The sequence below is a fragment of the Ruegeria sp. HKCCD8929 genome (assembly GCF_013031405.1).
GTDB lineage: Bacteria > Pseudomonadota > Alphaproteobacteria > Rhodobacterales > Rhodobacteraceae > Ruegeria.
Map to the genome: position 1 here is coordinate 37,224 of NZ_WPZY01000010.1, position 17,396 is coordinate 54,619.

General features: G+C 65.2%; 21 protein-coding genes. 10 read left to right on the top strand and 11 right to left on the bottom strand.

All coding sequences use genetic code 11. The features are described 5' to 3' along the window. Positions 1 to 47: 47 nt before the first annotated feature. The 4 genes from ispH to GOX53_RS15770 are packed head-to-tail and all read left to right on the top strand — an operon-like array spanning position 48 to position 2,674. A complete protein-coding gene (gene ispH, locus GOX53_RS15755) occupies positions 48 to 998 on the top strand; it encodes a 4-hydroxy-3-methylbut-2-enyl diphosphate reductase (protein WP_171177958.1) in 951 nt (316 codons plus the stop codon). Continuing rightward, positions 995 to 1,588 (top strand): bifunctional 2-polyprenyl-6-hydroxyphenol methylase/3-demethylubiquinol 3-O-methyltransferase UbiG, encoded by a 594-nt coding sequence (locus GOX53_RS15760; protein ID WP_171177959.1) that lies wholly within the window; start codon positions 995 to 997, stop codon positions 1,586 to 1,588. Before ispH ends, GOX53_RS15760 begins: the two co-directional genes overlap by 4 nt. Continuing rightward, positions 1,581 to 2,048, top strand: a complete 468-nt coding sequence (gene rnhA, locus GOX53_RS15765; RefSeq protein WP_171177961.1) for a ribonuclease HI — start codon at positions 1,581 to 1,583, stop codon at positions 2,046 to 2,048. Before GOX53_RS15760 ends, rnhA begins: the two co-directional genes overlap by 8 nt. Continuing rightward, positions 2,045 to 2,674 carry a trimeric intracellular cation channel family protein gene (locus GOX53_RS15770; RefSeq protein WP_171177963.1) on the top strand — a complete coding sequence of 210 codons (630 nt, stop codon included), beginning with the start codon at positions 2,045 to 2,047 and terminating at the stop codon, positions 2,672 to 2,674. Before rnhA ends, GOX53_RS15770 begins: the two co-directional genes overlap by 4 nt. Positions 2,675 to 2,676: 2 nt before the next feature. Here GOX53_RS15770 and GOX53_RS15775 read toward each other — a convergent pair whose 3' ends face one another. From GOX53_RS15775 to def (GOX53_RS15800), 6 genes are read right to left on the bottom strand one after another with little or no spacing between them, the layout of a single operon-like run. Beyond that, positions 2,677 to 2,916 (bottom strand): GlsB/YeaQ/YmgE family stress response membrane protein, encoded by a 240-nt coding sequence (locus GOX53_RS15775; RefSeq protein ID WP_171177965.1) that lies wholly within the window; start codon positions 2,914 to 2,916, stop codon positions 2,677 to 2,679. A gap of 1 nt (position 2,917) precedes the next feature. Further along, positions 2,918 to 3,154, bottom strand: a complete 237-nt coding sequence (locus GOX53_RS15780) for a hypothetical protein (protein ID WP_171177966.1) — start codon at positions 3,152 to 3,154, stop codon at positions 2,918 to 2,920. Positions 3,155 to 3,168: 14 nt separating this feature from the next. Then, the gene (fmt, locus tag GOX53_RS15785) at positions 3,169 to 4,074 is read right to left on the bottom strand and encodes a methionyl-tRNA formyltransferase (RefSeq protein WP_171177968.1); all 906 of its coding nucleotides are present in this window, start codon (positions 4,072 to 4,074) and stop codon (positions 3,169 to 3,171) included. 60 nt (positions 4,075 to 4,134) lie between these two features. Further along, positions 4,135 to 4,629, bottom strand: coding sequence for a peptide deformylase (gene def, locus GOX53_RS15790; protein WP_171177970.1), 495 nt, complete (start codon positions 4,627 to 4,629; stop codon positions 4,135 to 4,137). Further along, entirely contained in the window at positions 4,626 to 5,123 is a 498-nt protein-coding gene (gene def / locus GOX53_RS15795) for a peptide deformylase (RefSeq protein ID WP_171177971.1), read from the bottom strand. The genes def (GOX53_RS15790) and def (GOX53_RS15795) overlap by 4 nt, the downstream gene beginning before the upstream one ends. Next, the gene (gene def / locus GOX53_RS15800) at positions 5,120 to 5,638 is read right to left on the bottom strand and encodes a peptide deformylase (RefSeq protein ID WP_171177973.1); all 519 of its coding nucleotides are present in this window, start codon (positions 5,636 to 5,638) and stop codon (positions 5,120 to 5,122) included. The genes def (GOX53_RS15795) and def (GOX53_RS15800) overlap by 4 nt, the downstream gene beginning before the upstream one ends. Positions 5,639 to 5,736: 98 nt before the next feature. On the opposite strand from def (GOX53_RS15800), the gene GOX53_RS15805 reads away from it, so the two are divergent. Next, entirely contained in the window at positions 5,737 to 6,909 is a 1,173-nt protein-coding gene (locus tag GOX53_RS15805) for a MalY/PatB family protein (RefSeq protein ID WP_171177975.1), read from the top strand. 4 nt (positions 6,910 to 6,913) lie between these two features. Next, positions 6,914 to 7,441 carry a murein L,D-transpeptidase family protein gene (locus GOX53_RS15810; RefSeq protein ID WP_171177977.1) on the top strand — a complete coding sequence of 176 codons (528 nt, stop codon included), beginning with the start codon at positions 6,914 to 6,916 and terminating at the stop codon, positions 7,439 to 7,441. A gap of 111 nt (positions 7,442 to 7,552) precedes the next feature. Here the strand turns inward: GOX53_RS15810 and GOX53_RS15815 are convergent, their stop codons facing one another. Further along, entirely contained in the window at positions 7,553 to 7,903 is a 351-nt protein-coding gene (locus GOX53_RS15815; RefSeq protein ID WP_171177979.1) for a hypothetical protein, read from the bottom strand. A 215-nt stretch (positions 7,904 to 8,118) separates the two neighbouring features. Here GOX53_RS15815 and GOX53_RS15820 point away from each other — a divergent pair, with 215 nt between their 5' ends. After that, a complete protein-coding gene (locus GOX53_RS15820) occupies positions 8,119 to 9,108 on the top strand; it encodes a glutathione S-transferase family protein (protein WP_171177981.1) in 990 nt (329 codons plus the stop codon). Here GOX53_RS15820 and GOX53_RS15825 read toward each other — a convergent pair. After that, positions 9,066 to 9,452, bottom strand: a complete 387-nt coding sequence (locus GOX53_RS15825; RefSeq protein ID WP_171177982.1) for a response regulator transcription factor — start codon at positions 9,450 to 9,452, stop codon at positions 9,066 to 9,068. The genes GOX53_RS15820 and GOX53_RS15825 overlap by 43 nt on opposite strands. 193 nt (positions 9,453 to 9,645) lie before the next feature. On the opposite strand from GOX53_RS15825, the gene GOX53_RS15830 reads away from it, so the two are divergent. The 3 genes from GOX53_RS15830 to GOX53_RS15840 are packed head-to-tail and all read left to right on the top strand — an operon-like array spanning position 9,646 to position 12,738. Beyond that, positions 9,646 to 10,623 (top strand): threonine-phosphate decarboxylase, encoded by a 978-nt coding sequence (locus tag GOX53_RS15830; RefSeq protein WP_254446587.1) that lies wholly within the window; start codon positions 9,646 to 9,648, stop codon positions 10,621 to 10,623. Beyond that, positions 10,620 to 11,540, top strand: a complete 921-nt coding sequence (gene cbiB / locus GOX53_RS15835; protein ID WP_171177984.1) for an adenosylcobinamide-phosphate synthase CbiB — start codon at positions 10,620 to 10,622, stop codon at positions 11,538 to 11,540. The genes GOX53_RS15830 and cbiB overlap by 4 nt, the downstream gene beginning before the upstream one ends. Positions 11,541 to 11,565: 25 nt before the next feature. Then, positions 11,566 to 12,738, top strand: a complete 1,173-nt coding sequence (locus GOX53_RS15840; RefSeq protein WP_171177985.1) for a lytic murein transglycosylase — start codon at positions 11,566 to 11,568, stop codon at positions 12,736 to 12,738. Positions 12,739 to 12,868: 130 nt separating this feature from the next. Here GOX53_RS15840 and GOX53_RS15845 read toward each other — a convergent pair whose 3' ends face one another. The 3 genes from GOX53_RS15845 to GOX53_RS15855 form a co-directional block, all read right to left on the bottom strand. Continuing rightward, positions 12,869 to 13,228, bottom strand: coding sequence for a hypothetical protein (locus GOX53_RS15845; RefSeq protein WP_171177987.1), 360 nt, complete (start codon positions 13,226 to 13,228; stop codon positions 12,869 to 12,871). Between the two features lie 156 nt (positions 13,229 to 13,384). Then, positions 13,385 to 16,840, bottom strand: coding sequence for a chromosome segregation SMC family protein (locus GOX53_RS15850; RefSeq protein WP_171177989.1), 3,456 nt, complete (start codon positions 16,838 to 16,840; stop codon positions 13,385 to 13,387). A gap of 139 nt (positions 16,841 to 16,979) precedes the next feature. Further along, positions 16,980 to 17,387, bottom strand: coding sequence for a hypothetical protein (locus tag GOX53_RS15855; RefSeq protein ID WP_254446588.1), 408 nt, complete (start codon positions 17,385 to 17,387; stop codon positions 16,980 to 16,982). Positions 17,388 to 17,396 lie beyond the last annotated feature (9 nt).

The window sequence follows — 17,396 nt, forward strand, 5'->3', positions numbered from 1 at the left end:
CCAATCGCCCCGAAAGCCTTACCTGTCCGGGGTAAGGAGATGCCGACATGACCAAGCCGCCGCTGACACTCTACCTTGCTGCCCCGCGCGGATTCTGCGCGGGCGTGGACCGGGCGATCAAGATCGTCGAGATGGCGCTCGAGAAATGGGGCGCGCCGGTCTATGTGCGTCATGAGATCGTGCACAACAAATTCGTGGTGGACGGGCTGCGCGACAAGGGCGCGGTGTTTGTCGAAGAGCTGGAGGATTGCCCCAACGACCGACCGGTGATCTTCTCCGCCCATGGCGTGCCAAAATCCGTCCCTGCCGAGGCCGCGCGCCGCGAGATGGTGTATGTGGATGCCACCTGCCCGCTGGTATCCAAGGTCCATATCGAGGCGCAGCGCCATGCCGATGCGGGGCTGCAGATGATCATGATCGGCCACAAGGGGCATCCCGAGACCGTCGGCACCATGGGGCAGCTGCCGGATGGTGAGGTGCTGTTGGTCGAAACCGTCGCCGACGTGGCCACCGTCGAGGTGCGCGACCCCGACAAACTGGCCTTTGTCACCCAGACCACGCTGTCGGTGGATGACACCAAGGATATCGTGGCCGCGCTGCAGGACCGGTTCCCCCGGATCGTCGGCCCGCATAAGGAAGATATCTGCTACGCCACCACCAACCGGCAGGAGGCGGTGAAGACCGTGGCGCCGAATGCCGACGCGCTGCTGGTGGTTGGGGCGCCCAACTCGTCGAATTCACGGCGTCTGGTCGAGGTCGCGTCAAAAGCCGGGTGCCAATACGCCCAGCTGGTGCAGCGGGCAGACAATATCGACTGGCGCGCGCTTGAGGGGATCGGCAGCGTTGCCATCACCGCAGGGGCCTCGGCGCCCGAGGTGCTGGTGAACGAGGTGATCGACGCCTTCCGCGAGCGGTTCGACGTCACGGTCGAGGTGGTCGAGACCGCGACCGAGAATGTGGAATTCAAGGTGCCGCGTGTGTTGCGAGAACTCGCATGAGCGACGACGCAACGATCCGCGTCTATGACGAACGCGCGGCCGAATACGCGACCCTGACAGACGATCAGAATGCCGACGACCCGCATCTGAGCGCCTTTCTGGCCGCCGTGCCTGCGGGCGGGCGGGTGCTGGATCTGGGCTGTGGCCCCGGCACCTCGGCGGCGGTGATGGCGCAGGCAGGGCTGGTGGTTGAGGCCACGGACGCCTCGGCCGAGATGGTGGCGCTGGCGGATCGCCACCCCGGCGTGACCGCCCGGCAGGCGGTGTTCGACGACATTGCCGGTGAGCAGATCTATGACAGCATCTGGGCCAATTTCAGCCTGCTGCATGCCCCGCGCGTCGACTTTCCCCGCCATCTGGCGGCGCTGCACAAGGCCCTGAAACCGGGTGGCGCCTTTTTCATCGGCATGAAGCTTGGCAGCGGCGAGGGCCCCGACCGGCTGGGCCGCTACTACACCTATTACAGCGAGGACGAATTGCGCACCCATCTGACCGAGGCCGGTTTCACCATCACCGGCCAGCGCCGCGGCAGAGGGCCGGGCCTTGACGGCTCCGTCTCTGACTGGATCGCGGTGGCCGCCCATGCCTGAGCTGTTTGCCTATACCGATGGCGCCTGTTCCGGCAATCCCGGCCCCGGCGGCTGGGGCGTGCTGCTGCGCGCGAAGGACGGTGAGACCGTGGTCAAGGAGCGTGAACTCAACGGCGGCGAGGCCGAGACCACCAACAACCGGATGGAGCTGCTGGCCGCCATCAACGCGCTGGAGACGCTGGAGCGGCCCTCCAAGATCACCGTGGTCACCGACAGCGCCTATGTAAAGAACGGCGTGACCGGGTGGATTTTTGGCTGGAAGAAGAACGGCTGGAAGACCTCGAACAAGAAGCCGGTCAAGAATGTGGAGCTGTGGCAGCGGCTGGACGAGGCCCAGCGCCGCCATGATGTGACCTGGGAATGGGTCAAGGGCCATGCGGGCCACCCCGAGAACGAGCGCGCGGATGAGCTGGCGCGGGCCGGGATGAAACCCTTCAAGCCAAAGAAGGCGCAGGCGTGAGCGCACTGGCGCTGCTGGACTATGCCTCGGTTCTGGTGTTCGCGCTGACCGGGGCGCTGGTGGCGAGCCGGGCGCAGCTGGATCTGGTGGGCTTTGCCTTCATCGCCTGCCTGACGGCGGTGGGCGGCGGCACGGTGCGGGATCTGCTGCTGGACCGGCACCCGGTGTTCTGGGTCGGCCAGCCCACCTACATCCTGATCGCCGTAGCGGCGGCGGTGCTGGTGTTTTTCACCGCACATCTGGTCGAAAGCCGCTATCGCTGGCTGGTGTGGCTGGACAGTTTCGCGCTGTCGATCTCCGTCGCCGCCGGGAGCGGCGCGGCACTGGCGCTGAACCAGCCGCCAGTGGTCGTGGTGCTGATGGGCATGGCGACCGGCTGTCTGGGCGGGCTGATGCGCGATGTGGTCTGCAACGAGGTGCCGCTGGTTCTGAAACAGGGCGAGCTTTATGCCTCCTGCGCCTTTGTCGGTGCGGTTGCGGCGGTGCTGGCCTCGGGGCTGGGTCTGGCGGGGCTGCCTGCGCTGGGGATCGGCGCGCTGGCCTGCTGGGTGCTGCGCGCGGGATCACTGCTGTTTGGCTGGCAATTGCCGGTCTACAAAAGCCGCCCGCCGCGCCACAGGCCGTAGGGCTACCGTCTGCGGATGTAGGTCTGCCACAGCCAGATCACCAGCAGCGCCCCCAGAACCGCGCCGACGAAGCCCGAAAGCGCCCCCATCACCGCCAACAGGGTCCGCAGGATCAGGCCGCCGATCAGGGCACCCACGATGCCGATCAGCATGGTGGTCGGAATGTCGGCCTCGATCCGCATCAGCCTTGTGGCCAGAAACCCGGCGGCGGCACCGATGATGATAAGGGCGACGACGGGCATGTCATTTCCTCCAATGGGTCGGCACGATGATCAGCGCGCCGATGGAGGAGAGGATGGCGTTCATCCCCGGTGAGCCAAAGCCGATCCCGAACATGATCCGCGCGAAATAGAACAGGAAGGCCCCACCCACGCAGATGATGATCGACGGCAGGTATCCGTTATGGGTGAACCCCGTTTTCTCGGAGACGTATCCGACGATCCCTGCGATCACCACCGTGCCCATCAGAACCAAGAACATCGAAACCTTTCCTTTCAGAGCCGGGTGTCCTTCGGCACGGGCCAACCGCGCAGAAACACGTCCCCATCCTGCGCGCCTTTGCCCGCCCGTTGCAAGCGGAGGAGTTCGACCGCGCCTTTGCCACAGGCCACGGTCAGGTCGTCATCCAGCACTTGGCCCGGCGCGCCCTGCCCCTCTGCCAGCCGTGAGGCCAGCAGCTTTATCCGTTCGCCGTTGATCTCGGTCCATGCGCCGGGAAACGGGGACAGGCCCCGGATCTGCCGGTCGACCTCGACCGCCGGGCGGGTCCAGTCCACCCGCGCCTCGGCCTTGTCGATCTTGGCGGCGTAGGTGACGCCCTCCTGCGGTTGCGGGTGCGCTTCGAGCTCGGGCAGGCGGGACAGCACCTCGACAATCAATTCTGCGCCCATCTGTGACAGACGGTCATGCAGTTCCGCGGTAGTCTCTTCGGCCCGGATCGGCGTTGCCTGCCGCAGCAGAACGGGGCCGGTGTCGAGCCCCGCCTCCATTTGCATGATGCAAACGCCGGTTTCGGCATCGCCCGCCATGATCGCGCGGTGGATCGGTGCCGCGCCGCGCCAGCGCGGCAGCAGGCTGGCGTGGATGTTGAGGCACCCCTGCGCCGGCGCGTCGAGGATGGCCTGCGGCAGGATCAGCCCATAGGCCACGACCACCGCCACGTCAGCGTTGAGTGCTGCGAAGGCCTGCTGTTCCACCTCCGATTTCAGCGAGGCCGGGCGGCGGATCTGAAGCCCCAGCGCCTCGGCCCGCGCATGGACCGGTGTCGGGCGGTCTTTCTTGCCCCGCCCCGCCGGGCGCGGCGGCTGGCAGTAGACGGCGGCGATCTCATGCCCGGCCTCGACCAGCGCATCGAGCACCGGGACCGAGAAGTCGGGCGTTCCCATGAAGATTACGCGCATCATCCGCTCCGTTGTTTGCCGCTCCGGGAGTGCCGGGCTGAAGCCCGGCCTACGCCCCGATTACCCCAGTTTCTTCGCCTTGCGCAGCAACATGTCGCGCTTCACTTTCGAGAGGTTGTCGAAATACATCCGCCCGTTCAGATGGTCGATCTGATGCTGCATGGAGGTCGCCTCGATCCCCACAAAGTCGCGCCGGTCCACCATGCCCTGTTCGTTGACGAAGCGCACCGTCACCGCACGCGGGCGTTTGATTTTGGCCGAAACGCCGGGCAGGTTCGGGCTGGCCTCGTCATGCTCGCGCAGCTCGATCGAGCTGTGCAGGATTTCGGGGTTGGCCAGCCGCACCGCCCGGCCCCGCTCGGTCGAGCCATCCACCACCGCCAGCCGCAGCATCACGCCGATCTGCGGCGCGGCAAGGCCCACGCCCGGCATCGCCTCCATCGTGTCGATCATGTCGTCCCAGATCGCGCGGATCTCGTCGGTGATCTCGTCCACCTCTTCGGCGCGGGTTTTCAGCCGTTTGTCCGGCCAGGGCAGGCAGGGGCGCACGGTCATCTCTGGGTCTCCATGTACTCGGCCTCGGCGGCACGGCGGGCATCTGCGTCGAGAAGATCGAGCGTCACCACCCCGTTCAGATGATCGAATTCGTGCTGGATACAGCGCGCCTCGAACCCGTCGAAATCGGCCATGTGAATGTCGCCCTCGGGCGCGGTCCATTGCACGGTGACCGCCTTGGGGCGTTCGACCACGACCATGATGCCGGGGATCGAGAGACAGCCCTCTTCCATCACCTCCGGCACCCGTTCGGCGGCCATGATCACCGGATTAATCATGGCCATCGGCGCGGGCTCGCCCTGTTTCCAGCCGCAATCCATCACGAAGAACCGCCGCATGACACCCACCTGCGGCGCCGCGAGGCCCCTGCCCTGCGCGGCATACATGGTGTCGAACATGTCCCGGATCAGGTCCTGCGGCACCTCGCCCGCCACGGGCTCGCATTTCTGCGACAGCCGGGGGTCGGGCCATGTCAGGATCGGCAGGGCGCTCACAAACGGGCCTTCTCGCGCTTGAGCTTCTGCATCTTGCGGGTGATCAGCTGGCGCCTGAGCGGCTTGAGGTAGTCGATGAACAGCTTGCCGTTCAGGTGGTCGATCTCGTGCTGCACGCAGGTGGACCAGAGCCCATCAAAAGTCTCGCGCTGTGCGTTGCCGTCGCGGTCCATCCACGCGACCTCGACCACTTTGGGGCGGGTCACTTCGGCATATTGGTCAGGGATCGACAGGCAGCCCTCTTCGTAGACATTGGTTTCGTCCGAGGCCGAGAGGACCTCGGGGTTGAACATCACCAGAGGGCGCGGCGTATCGCCTTCTTCCTTCATGCAGTCCAGCACGATCAGCCGGTCCAGCACCCCGATCTGCGGCGCCGCCAGACCGATGCCCGGCGCGTCATACATCGTCTCCAGCATGTCATCGGCCAGCTTGCGCAGCTCGTCGGTGAGGTCGGTCACCGGCGCGCAGACCTTTTTCAGGCGGGGATCGGGGTGGATCAGGATATTGCGTTTCATGGGGCTGATTTAGGCCATTGCCCCGCCCGCCGCAACGCCCCCCTTGCGCCTGCCCGGATTCAAGTTAGCTTGCGCTGCGACGAATGCAGGAGACCCTCATGAGCTTTGACGACCTCATCGACCGCCGCGGCACCCATTGCAACAAGTGGGACGGGATGGAGGACCTTTATGGTGTGCCCTCCGATACCGGTCTGGCGATGTGGGTTGCCGATACCGATTTCCGGGCGCCGGATGTGGTGCTGAACAAGATCCGCAATCTGGCCGATGACGGGGTGTTTGGTTATGTGAACTGCGACGAGGTCTACAAAGGCGCGATCCAGTGGTGGATGAAGACCCGCCACAACTGGGAGGTCGAGGCCGACGCGATCTTCACCACGACCGGGCTGGTCAACGGGGTGGGAATGTGTCTGGACGCGTATACTCAGCCGGGCGACGGAATCGTTTTGTTCACGCCGGTCTATCACGCCTTTGCCAAGGTGATCCGCAATGCGGGCCGCGAGGTGGTCGAGTGCCAGATGATCAACGACGAGGGCCGGTACGAGCTGGATTTCGACGCCTGGGATGCGCAGATGACCGGGTCGGAAAAGATGGTCATCCTGTGCTCGCCGCATAATCCGGGCGGGCGGGTCTGGTCGCAGGCCGAGTTGCAGGGGGTGGCCGATTTCGCCAAACGGCATGACCTGTTGCTGCTGTCGGACGAGATCCATCACGATCTGGTTTTCTCCGGGCATACTCATATCCCGATGCCGAACGCGGTCCCCGAGATCACCGACCGGCTGCTGATGCTGACCGCGCCCTCCAAGACCTTCAACATCGCCGGTCTGCATACCGGGCAGGTGATCATCCCCGACCCCGATCTGCGGGCACGGTTCCGGGCACGGATGTCGGCGCTGAGCCTTGCTCCGAACTCGGTCGGGCAGTTCGCCACCGCCGCCGCCTATTCGCCGGAAGGGGCGGAGTGGGTGGATGCGCAGGTCGCGTATCTGGATGGCAATCGGCAGCTTTTTGACGCCGCGATTGCGGAGGTTCCGGGGCTGAATTCGATGAAACTCGAGTCCACCTATCTCGCCTGGGTCGATTTCTCGGGCACCGGGATGGAGCGGGCCGAGTTCACCAACCGCGTCGAGCAGACCGCCAGGATCGCCGCCAACCATGGCCGCACTTTTGGCACCGGGGGCGAGAACTTCCTGCGGTTCAATCTGGGCACCCAGCGTGCCCGGGTGGAAGAGGCCTGTGCGCGGCTGAAATCGGCCTTTGGCGATCTGCAGTAGGCCCATGCGCCGCACGGCCATTCTGCTGGTCCTGATCCTGGCGGCGGGGGCCGCCTGGGTCGGTTGGCAGCGCTATGGCCCGCGCCCTCTGGCCCCGCCCATGGCGCCGGAGGCCGAGCGGGTCGATCACATCCTGATCGAGAAATCCGCCCGCCGCCTGACCGCCACGCTTGAGGGTGCGGTGGTGATGACTACCGATATTTCGCTGGGGTTTGCGCCTGACGGAGACAAGGCCCGGGAGGGTGACGGCAAGACGCCCGAGGGTGTCTTCACCATCGACCGCCGCAATCCGCAAAGCGCGTTTCACCTGTCACTGGGCATCGACTATCCCAAGCCCGAGGACATCGCCCGCGCCAAGGCGGCAGGCGTCGATCCGGGTGGGGATATCTTCATCCACGGCCAACCCAACGGGATAACCGCCCTAACCCTGCCCGGCGACTGGACCGCAGGTTGTATCGCGGTATCGAACGAAGAGATCGCCCGCCTCTGGAGCCTGACGCCCATCGGCACGACGGTCGAAATTCGGCCCTAAAAGCGGGTCGCGTTAAATCGCATCCTCCAGCACCGGCGAACGCGTTGTGCTTCGCAAACGCTGCCTCGCCGATGCCTTCGGGTCCACAATTTTGGTCAAACGCGACCCGCTCTAGTCCTTACCCAACAGCGCGACCGGCGCATCCGGCGCGCGATAGTAGTCCAGCGGCGCCTTGTCGGCGGCGGCGGTGTTGCGCTTGAATTCATAACGCATCTCGCCGTCTTCCTCTTCGGCGGCGACGATCAGGCACTGGCACAGATGGTTGGCCCCGTCATAGAGATCGACCAGCCCGCGCAAACGCGGCGTTGTCTCAGCCTCGACAGCGAAACCATTGCTCCACGCCCGCAAAACGCGATGGTATTCGGAACCCGCTTCCACGCGAAGGCGGCTGGTTTTCTTCAAGGCTGCGAATCGCGCGGCAATCAATTCCTCGCGCATTTCTTCGGTAATAAACGTCGTCATCAATACATACCCCCTAAAACGCAAACAGTTTGCAGCAGGTTTTGCAAAAATCCAACAAAGCTTTTGTGAACACTGTGGGAACAGTGTGTTGATCGGCGAGAAACCTCCGCTGGTGCTGTGCGCAAACGCAGACATGTTGCGCGGGCCCGACCGCTGGGCAGACGGGCGGGCAAGCCCTATTCTCTGACCCAACGAGTTAGCGGAGGATCCCCGAAATGGGCCTGCTTGTAGACGGCACATGGCACGACACCTGGTATGACACCAAAACCACCGGCGGCGCGTTCAAACGCTCGGCGGCGCAGTTCCGCAACTGGATCACGCCGGACGGCGCGCCCGGCCCCTCGGGACAGGGCGGGTTCACCGCCGCCTCGGGGCGCTATCACCTTTACGTCAGCCTTGCCTGCCCCTGGGCGCATCGCACCCTGATCTTTCGTGAGCTCAAGGGGCTGACGGAACATATCGGCGTTTCGGTCGTGCATCCCGACATGCTGACCGAAGGCTGGACGTTCGAGACCGACGACCAAGGCGCCACCGGCGACCGGCTTTATGGCCTGACCCGCGCGCATCAGGTCTATACCAAGGCCGATCCTGCCTATTCCGGCCGCGTGACCGTGCCGATCCTGTGGGACACCGAGCGCGAGACCATCGTGTCGAACGAAAGCTCGGAAATCATCCGTATGTTCAACGCGGCCTTCGACGGGATCACCGGCAATACCGACGATTACTGGCCCGAGCCGATGCGCGACGCGATCGAAGAGGTGAATGCCCGCATCTATTCCACCGTCAACAACGGTGTCTACAAATGCGGTTTTGCCACCAGTCAGGAGGCTTATGACGCCGCCGTGCATCCCCTGTTCGAAACACTGGACTGGCTGGAACAGCGGTTGTCACAGAACCGCTATCTGATGGGCGAGCGCGTGACCGAGGCCGACTGGCGGCTGTTTACCACCCTGATCCGCTTCGACCCGGTCTATCACCTGCATTTCAAGTGCAACCGCAGGCGGCTGATCGATTATCCGAACCTCTGGGCCTTTACTCGCGAGCTGTATCAGTGGCCGGGCGTCGCGCAGACGGTGAACATGCACCATATCGTGCGCCACTATCACTACAGCCATGACAGCATCAACCCGCACCGGATCATCCCGGTGAACCCGGAACTGGATTATCTAGAGCCGCACGGACGCGATCTGCGCCCCGCCGCGTAGTGTTCGACCATCGCCGCCAGATCCTCGGGCGGCGTGCCGCTTTGCACATAGGCGCAGGCGTTCGAGCTGTGGGCAAAGATCGAACCGTCTGAAAAGAAGGTGGTGTTGGTGACGAAAATCACCCGCGCCTCGGGGCGGCGGTAGCTGGCGAAATCGGCAACTGCCAGCGCGCTGCCCTGATCCAGAACCAGGTCCAGCACCAGGATCTCGAACGCGGTGCCATAGAGGGCAAGTATGGCCGCTTCCTGCGAAGTGACCAGCGTGACCTCGGCGCCCTGACGTTCCAGATGGCGCTGCCAGACCCGGCCCAGCTCCGGGTTGCTTTCTACGATCAGAACCTTCATTTTGCGACAACCTCGGCACTGTGAGCGTTTTTATGGTGCCGTCCCCCGTAGTCTCGTGATCCGGCTATTTGCTTAACAAACGGTTAACGCCGGCCCAAACGCCTTGAAAACAGGTGGATTTGCGGACGCTATCGGCAAAAATTCGCCGGAAGCGGGTGTACAAGCAAGGGGAACTTCCCGCAAAAGACCGCAAATGACCGATGTGCTCGACATGCAAATGGATTCGATCGACCCCCGCGCGCGCCGTGATCATGGCGGCGGGCTGGACGGGGCGATGCGCCTGTTTGGCGGTGCCCGTTCGGAGTGGATCGACCTGTCCACGGGCATAAACCCGCACCCCTATCCAATCGGAGATCTGGCGCACTCCGATTGGACAGAACTGCCCGATCACGGCACGTTCGAGGCTTTGGTGGCCGCCGCCCGCAGCTTTTGGTCGGTGCCCGAAGGCGCGGCGATCCTGCCCGCACCGGGTGCCTCGGCCCTTATCGCGCGGATACCCGCATTAGCCCCCGCAGGCACGGTCGAAATCACGCCCCCGACCTACAACGAACACGCCGCTGCCTTTTCGGCCCACGGCTGGTCGGTGCAGAGCACTGGCCCGGCCGAGGCGCGGGTTCTGGTCCATCCCAACAATCCAGATGGCCGGCTGTGGACCGCCACCGATGCCTCGGCCCCGTTGACGGCGATCGACGAGAGCTTTTGCGACGTGACGCCCGATGCCTCGCTGATCCGTCTGGCCGGGCGGCCCGGAACGGTGGTGCTGAAAAGCTTTGGCAAGTTCTGGGGCCTCGCCGGGCTGCGGCTGGGCTTTGCCATTGCGCGGCCCGAGATCATCGCCCGGCTGAACGACCTGACTGGTCCTTGGGCGGTCTCGGGCCCCGCCCTGCGGATCGGCACGCAGGCGCTGCTGGATCACGGCTGGGCCGAGCAGATCCGCACCCGGCTGGCCGCCGATGCCGCACGGCTGGATAGTCTGCTGACCGCGAAAGGCGCCGAGCTGTCAGGCGGTACGACCCTGTTCCGCCTCTACCGTGTCGAGGATGCCGCCGCGTGGCAATCCCGCCTTGCACGCGCGCATATCTGGAGCCGGGTCTTTCCCTATTCCGACCACTTCCTGCGCCTCGGCCTGCCCCCAGCCCGAGGATGGGACCGGCTGGAGAGCGCCCTGTGAGCACCGCGCTTATGCTCGCCGTCGCGATGGTGCTCGATGCAGTATTGGGCGAACCCGACTGGCTCTGGTCCCGCATCCGCCATCCGGCGGTCATGATCGGCAATGTCATCGGCGCATTGGACCGGCGGCTAAACACGGGTACGAGCAAGCGGCTGAAGGGGGTCGGGGTAACCTTGCTGCTGAGTCTGGGAGCGGTGGTTCTCGGCACCGTTCTTGGTTGGCTCGGGCCGGTGGTCGAGGTTCTCTGTTGCGCCGTGCTGCTCGCTCAGAAATCACTGGTGACCCATGTGCGCAACGTGGCCGAGGCGCTGCGTGTTTCGCTGCCCGATGGGCGCCGGATGGTCGCGCGCGTCGTTTCGCGCGATACCTCCGCGATGGATGAGGCGCAGGTTGCCCGGTCGGCCATCGAAAGCGCCTCGGAAAACCTGAGCGACGGGGTGATCGCCCCGGCCTTTTGGTTCCTGATCGGCGGTCTGCCCGGCCTGCTGCTCTATAAGACCGTCAACACCGCCGACAGCATGATCGGCTATCGCAACGAGAAATATGCCGAGTTCGGCTGGGCCGCGGCCCGGCTCGACGACTTGCTGAACCTGGTCCCCGCGCGGCTGACCGGCCTGATGATCATGGTTCTGTCGAACAGCTTCGCCCGCTGGCGCGGCATCGTCGAGGATGCGCGACGCCATATCTCGCCCAATGCCGGCTGGCCCGAAGCCGCCATGGCCCGTGCGCTGAACGTGGCCCTCGCCGGGCCGCGCAGTTATCACGGCCAGATCCGCCACCTTGCCTGGGTCAACGAAGCGGCCCGCAAGGACATTGGCCCGCATGAAATAGAGCGCGCTATCGCTATGCTCTGGCAGGTCTGGGCCCTGACGCTCGGGCTGGTGATTGCGGGGCTGGCCCTGTCACTGATACCTTGACCTTTCCCAGATCGGATTGCTCACCATGATACGCCTTGCCTGCCAAATAGCTGCCTCCCTGCTGATCGCCTCGCCTGCCCTTGCGGAGTGCGGCGGCGGCTTTCAGAGTTTCGTGAAGGGCCTCAAGGCCGAGGCTGTTGCCAAGGGTCATGACACGGCGGCTGTTAATACCTTTTTCAAAGGCGTGAGCCAGGACGCCAAGGTGCTCAGGGCGGATCGGGCACAGGGCGTGTTCCAGAAACCGTTCATCGATTTTTCCCGCCACCTGATCTCACAGAACCGGATCGACCGGGGCCGCGCGATGGCGCAGAAATACGACGCCGTCTTTGACCGGATCGAAGCGGAATACGGCATCTCGCGCGGTGTGCTGCTGGCCTTTTGGGCGTTTGAGACCGATTACGGCGCGTTTCAGGGCGACTTCAACACCCGCAACGCGCTGGTGACGCTGGCCCATGACTGCCGCAGGCCCGAGCTGTTCCGGCCCCAGATCTTTGCCGCGCTGGAGCTGTACGAGCAGGGCGGTTTCGATCCCGCGCGCACGACCGGCGCCTGGGCGGGCGAGATCGGCATGGTGCAGATGCTGCCCCGCGACATTCTGGAAAACGGGGTGGACGCGGATGGCGACGGCAAGGTGTCGCTGAAAAGCTCGGCCCCCGATGCCCTGATGTCCGGTGCCAAGATGCTGTCCGGGCTGGGCTGGCAGGCAGGTCAGCCCTGGCTTCAGGAAGTAGTAGTGCCGGACGCGCTGGACTGGTCTCTTTCCGGCCCGGCCCGCAGCCTGACGGTTTCGGAATGGCAGGGGATGGGAGTGCGTCCCCGCGCTGGCGATCTGCCGTCGGGCGAGATGCAGGCCTCGCTGATCCTGCCGCAAGGGCATACAGGCCCGGCTTTCCTCGCCTATCCGAATTTCAATGTGTATTTCGAGTGGAACCAGAGCTTTGTCTACGTGCTGACCGCCGCCTATTTCGCCACCCGGCTGGAAGGGGCACAGGTCTATGACGCGGGCCGCCCGGCGCAGGGACTATCGGGGCAACAGATGAAACAGCTGCAAAGCAAACTGCAAGCGCGCGGGCACGATGTGGGCAAGATCGACGGCATCCTCGGCGCCGGAACCCGTGCCGCCGTGCAGGCGGAACAAGTGCGGCTGGGTCTGCCTGCGGATGCGTGGCCGACCGCGGAACTGCTCAACCGTCTCTAGGCACGAGATATCCGGAAATCCGCGATCTAACACATCGCGCTGCGGTCGCCACCGCTGACAAGGCGTTTCGAAACGCCTTGTTTCAAGCGGTTTCGAAACCGCTTAAGCCGCTTGCAAGCGGCTTTTCCCGTCACTCCGGCCGCACCGGAAAACGTTCACCCTTTTCGTTGATCAGGATCAGCCGTTCGCCGCTGTGCACATAGAGATCGCAGCGGCTGAACCCGTTTTGGAACTCGGTGCATATGCTGCCATCCTCGGCAATGCGATAGGTGCCGAAGGCGGTCCCGCCCCCGTTCTTGGCCGAGTAGGTGTAGGTATAGGCGCCATCGGCCAGGTATCTGGACTGGCCGTCATCGTAGAACGTCAAGGTCCGCCCTTCGAGCGCCTCCAACTCGGCGCGGCTGAGCGGTACGTCGTCTTGACGAAGGGACCAATCGGCTGCGGCAAGAGGCGTTGCAAGGCACAGGGCGGGGATCAGGTAGCGTCGCATGGGCCGAGCCTAGCTGAGACACGGAAAACATGCAGTCACGTTGCGGTGAGAGGGTGGAGCGGCGACAGATAGATCTGCATCGAAGGTACCGCTCTGTCCATTTTTGGTACCGCGTAGTTTGATCCGAAAACCGGTTCCCACTTTTCGGGTTGCGCTTTAGGCCACCATCGCCTCGGCTTTCTTGAGGTCGACCGAGACCAGTTGGCTGACGCCCTGTTCCTGCATGGTCACGCCGAACAGCCGATCCATCCGCGCCATCGTCACCGCGTGGTGAGTGATGATCAGGAAGCGGGTGTCGGTCTGGCGGCACATCTCGTCCAGCAGGTCGCAGAACCGGGTCACGTTGGCGTCATCGAGCGGCGCGTCTACCTCGTCCAGCACACAGATCGGTGCCGGATTGGCCAGGAACACAGCAAAGATCAGCGCCATGGCGGTCAGGGTCTGCTCGCCGCCCGACAGCAGGCTGAGGGTCGAGAGCTTCTTGCCCGGTGGCTGGCACATGATCTCCAGCCCCGCATCCAGCGGGTCGTCGCTTTCGACCATGACCAGATTGGCCTCCCCGCCGCCGAAGAGGTGCTTGAACAGCATGGCGAAGTTCGAATTCACCTGCTCGAATGCGGTCAGCAGCCGCTCACGCCCTTCGCGGTTGAGGCTGGCGATGCCGCTGCGCAGAGCCTTCACCGCTTCTTCCAGGTCGGCCTTTTCCGAGCTCAGCGCATCGAATTCTTCCTGCACCTCGCGCGAATCCTCTTCGGCGCGCAGGTTGACGGCGCCCATCGCGTCGCGCTGGCGTTTGTGCCGGTTGACCTCGGCCTCCAGCGCATCGGCGGCGGGCATCCGGTCGGGATCCACGTCGAGCTGGTTCAGGAGTTGGTTGGGCGTAAGCTGCTGATCTTCGGCGATCCGTTCGGCGGCAGCCACCACGCTTTCGCGGGCCGCTTCGGTGCGCGCCTCGGCGGCAGCACGCGCCTCGCGCGCCTCTGAGGCCACGCGCTCGGCTTCCCGCTCAGCGAGAATAGCCGCGCGCTGCCCGGTCTCGGCCTCGGCCAGATGGTCGGCGGCCTCGGCGCGGCGGGCCTCGGCGGCCTCGACCTGTTCGTTCAGCTCCTCGCGGGACTCAGCAATCTCGCCCGGCACTGCCATCGCTTCGGTCAGTTCCTCCTGCGAGGATGCCTTGCGCTCGGCCAGTTCCGAGATCCGCTTGCCTGCGGTTTCAAGCCGGTGCCGCCAGCCGCTCAGATCCTTGGTTACCTCCTGCGAGCGGCGGGTCCGCGCCTCGCCCTCGCGCCGCAACTCGTCATGGGACGAACGGTGGGTCAGCATGGTGATCCGCGCCGCCTCGACGGTTTGCTTGATGTCCTCGGCCTGCGCGCGGGCATTGTCGAGATCGCCAAGGCCGGCCAGTGCGCCCTCGGCCTCGCGCAGCTGCACTCGGGCGGCCATGGCGTCTTCCTTGTGGCGCTCGACCGCCAAGGACAAGGTTTCCAGCCTGCCCTGCGCCAAGTTACGATCCGCCTCGGCCCGGCTGAGTGCGCGCGCAGTCTCGGCCACGCTCTGATCGGCGGCACGGCGGGCCTCGCGGGCGCGTCGGTCGGCTCCGGTCACATCCGCAAGCTGCTGCGACAGCGCCTCATGCGCGGCGCGGGCGCCGTCGGCCTGCGCTTCGGCCTGCGCCAGTTCCTGCTTGAGCGCCTCAAGCCGGTTGAGCTGTTCCAGCCGCAGCGCGGCGGCGCTCGGCGCGTCCTCGGCCCAGGCGCGGAACCCGTCCCAGCGCCAGAGATCACCGGACCGCGACACCAGCCGCTGCCCCGGTTCCAACTGCGCCTGCAAGCGCGCGCCATCATCCGCCTCGACCACGCCGATCTGGGCGATCCGGCGGCTCAGGCGGTCAGGACCCGACACATGCAGCGCCAGCGGGTTCGCGCCCTCGGGCAAGGGTTGATCCGCGTCATAGCCAGGCACCTGTATCCAGCCCGAGGGGCCATCCCCTTCGACCAGCGGCGCCCGCAGATCATCGGCCAGCGCGGCGCCCAGTGCCTTTTCAAAGCCCGGCTCGACCCGCATCAGATCCAGCACCTGCCCGCCCTCGGCGGTGTCGCGCTCGACCAGCTTGGCCAGCGCCGTCGTCTCGGCGCGGAGCGCGCCCAACTCGCCCTCGGCCTCCGAGCGCTGTGCCCGCGCCTCGGCCTCGCGCGCCTGCGTATCGTTGCGCAGCTCGTCGGCGGCGGCCAGCGCCTCTTCGGCGGCTTCGGCGGCTTCGCGGGCCTCTTCCTCGGCCTCCTGCGCCACCTCGAACGCCTCGCCCGCACGGGTCACGGTGCTGCGGGCCTCGTCCACGGCGGTGCGGGCCTTTTCCTCTTCACCCTCGGACCGGGCCAGCGTCTTGCGGTTGTCTTCGACCAGACGCTGCGCCGACTGGTGCCGGGCGACCAGCCGCGCCACATCCTCGGTGACCTGCGACAGGTGCTCTTCACGGTCGCGCAGCACCCCAGCCGCGTCATGGGAGATCTCGGCGGCCTCGGCCAGCCGGTCGTCATGGCCTTCGGCGGCCTTGGCCAGCTCGCGCGCCTCCCATTCCAGCCGCTCGATGGTCTCGCCGGCGTCCCGGTTCAGCCCGGTCTCGCGGTCGATATCGCGGCCCAGCTGTTCGATCCGGGCCGTGAGCGTGGTGATGGTCTGGCGCGCGCGCGCCTCCTGATCGTCGAGCGCATCGCGCTGCACCTGCAGGCGCTGCAGCACCGCTGCCGCAATGGCCTCTTCCTCACGCAGCGGTGGCAGGGTTTCGTCCGCCTTGATACGCAGCGCCTCGGCCTGACGCGCCTCGGCCTCGGCGCGGGAGGCTTCGGTGATGCGCTCGCGCAGCTTGTCCTCGGCCAGCTGGCGGGCCATGTCGGCCTCTTTCCAGCGGCGGTAGAGCAGCATGCCTTCGGCCTGCCGCAGTTGTTCGCCGATCTCGCGATAGCGTGCCGCCTGACGGGCCTGCCGGGCCAGTTGCGCCAGTTGCGCACCCAGCTGTTCCAGCACGTCATCGACGCGGGTCAGGTTGGTTTCGGTGCCCTTGAGTTTCAGTTCGGCCTCGTGCCGCCGCTGATAGAGGCCCGAGATCCCCGCCGCCTCTTCCAGAATACGGCGGCGCGCCTTGGGTTTGGCGTTGATCAGTTCGGCAATCTGCCCCTGCCGCACCAGCGCCGGGGAATGCGCCCCGGTCGAGGCGTCGGCAAACAGCATCTGGATGTCGCGGGCCCGCACATCCTTGCCGTTGGTCTTGTAGGCGCTGCCCACGTCGCGGGTGATCCGCCGCACGATCTCCAACGTGTCGCTTTCGTTGAAGCCCGAGGGCGCCAGCCGCTCGGAATTGTCCAGGGTCAGCGCCACTTCGGCAAAGTTGCGGGCGGGCCGGGTGGCGGCGCCGGCAAAGATCACATCCTCCATCCCGCCGCCGCGCATCGCCTTGGGACGGTTTTCACCCATCACCCAGCGCAAGGCCTCCAGCAGGTTGGACTTGCCGCAGCCATTCGGACCCACCACACCAGTCAGCCCGTCCGCGATGATAAGGTCGGTCGGGTCAACGAAGCTTTTGAAGCCGGTCAGTCTGAGCTTGCTAAAGCGCAATGGTGGTTATCCATGATTCCTGTGATCTAGGAGTCTGCGCAATGGAACGGGTCGGAGTCAACGGATACCCGCAGGATATGGCCGATTGAGGCGACTTATCCACAATACCTTGCCGCTTTCACTATTGGATCGCGGGTGATCAGTAAGGGTAACACTCAAATTCGGCGTAGTTCGGGCCCGGCCCTTCGTTCACCCAGGCCGAGTTTTCAATGCAGTCATAGCGGGGGGTGGCGATGGCGGTTTTCAGCAGCCATTCGCCCGCCTCGCGGTCGCAGCCCAGAACCCCGGTGGTGACGGCTGCATCGCCCAGAACCTCGATCACCTCGCAACCCGAAACCTGCGCCATGGCGACCCCGGCCCGCTCTCGAATAGGTCCCAGACGTGGGGCGTATTGCATGTTTATCCGGATCGCCTCGGCCAGATTGCCGCGCACACGGACGTCGAAGATGCTGTCCTCGACCTTGACCCGCGTTGCGGGCACCCCGCGGAAATGCGGGGTTACCGTGGCACATGCGGCCAGCAGGAAAAGGGGCAACCAGCGGAACATGCGCCAGCA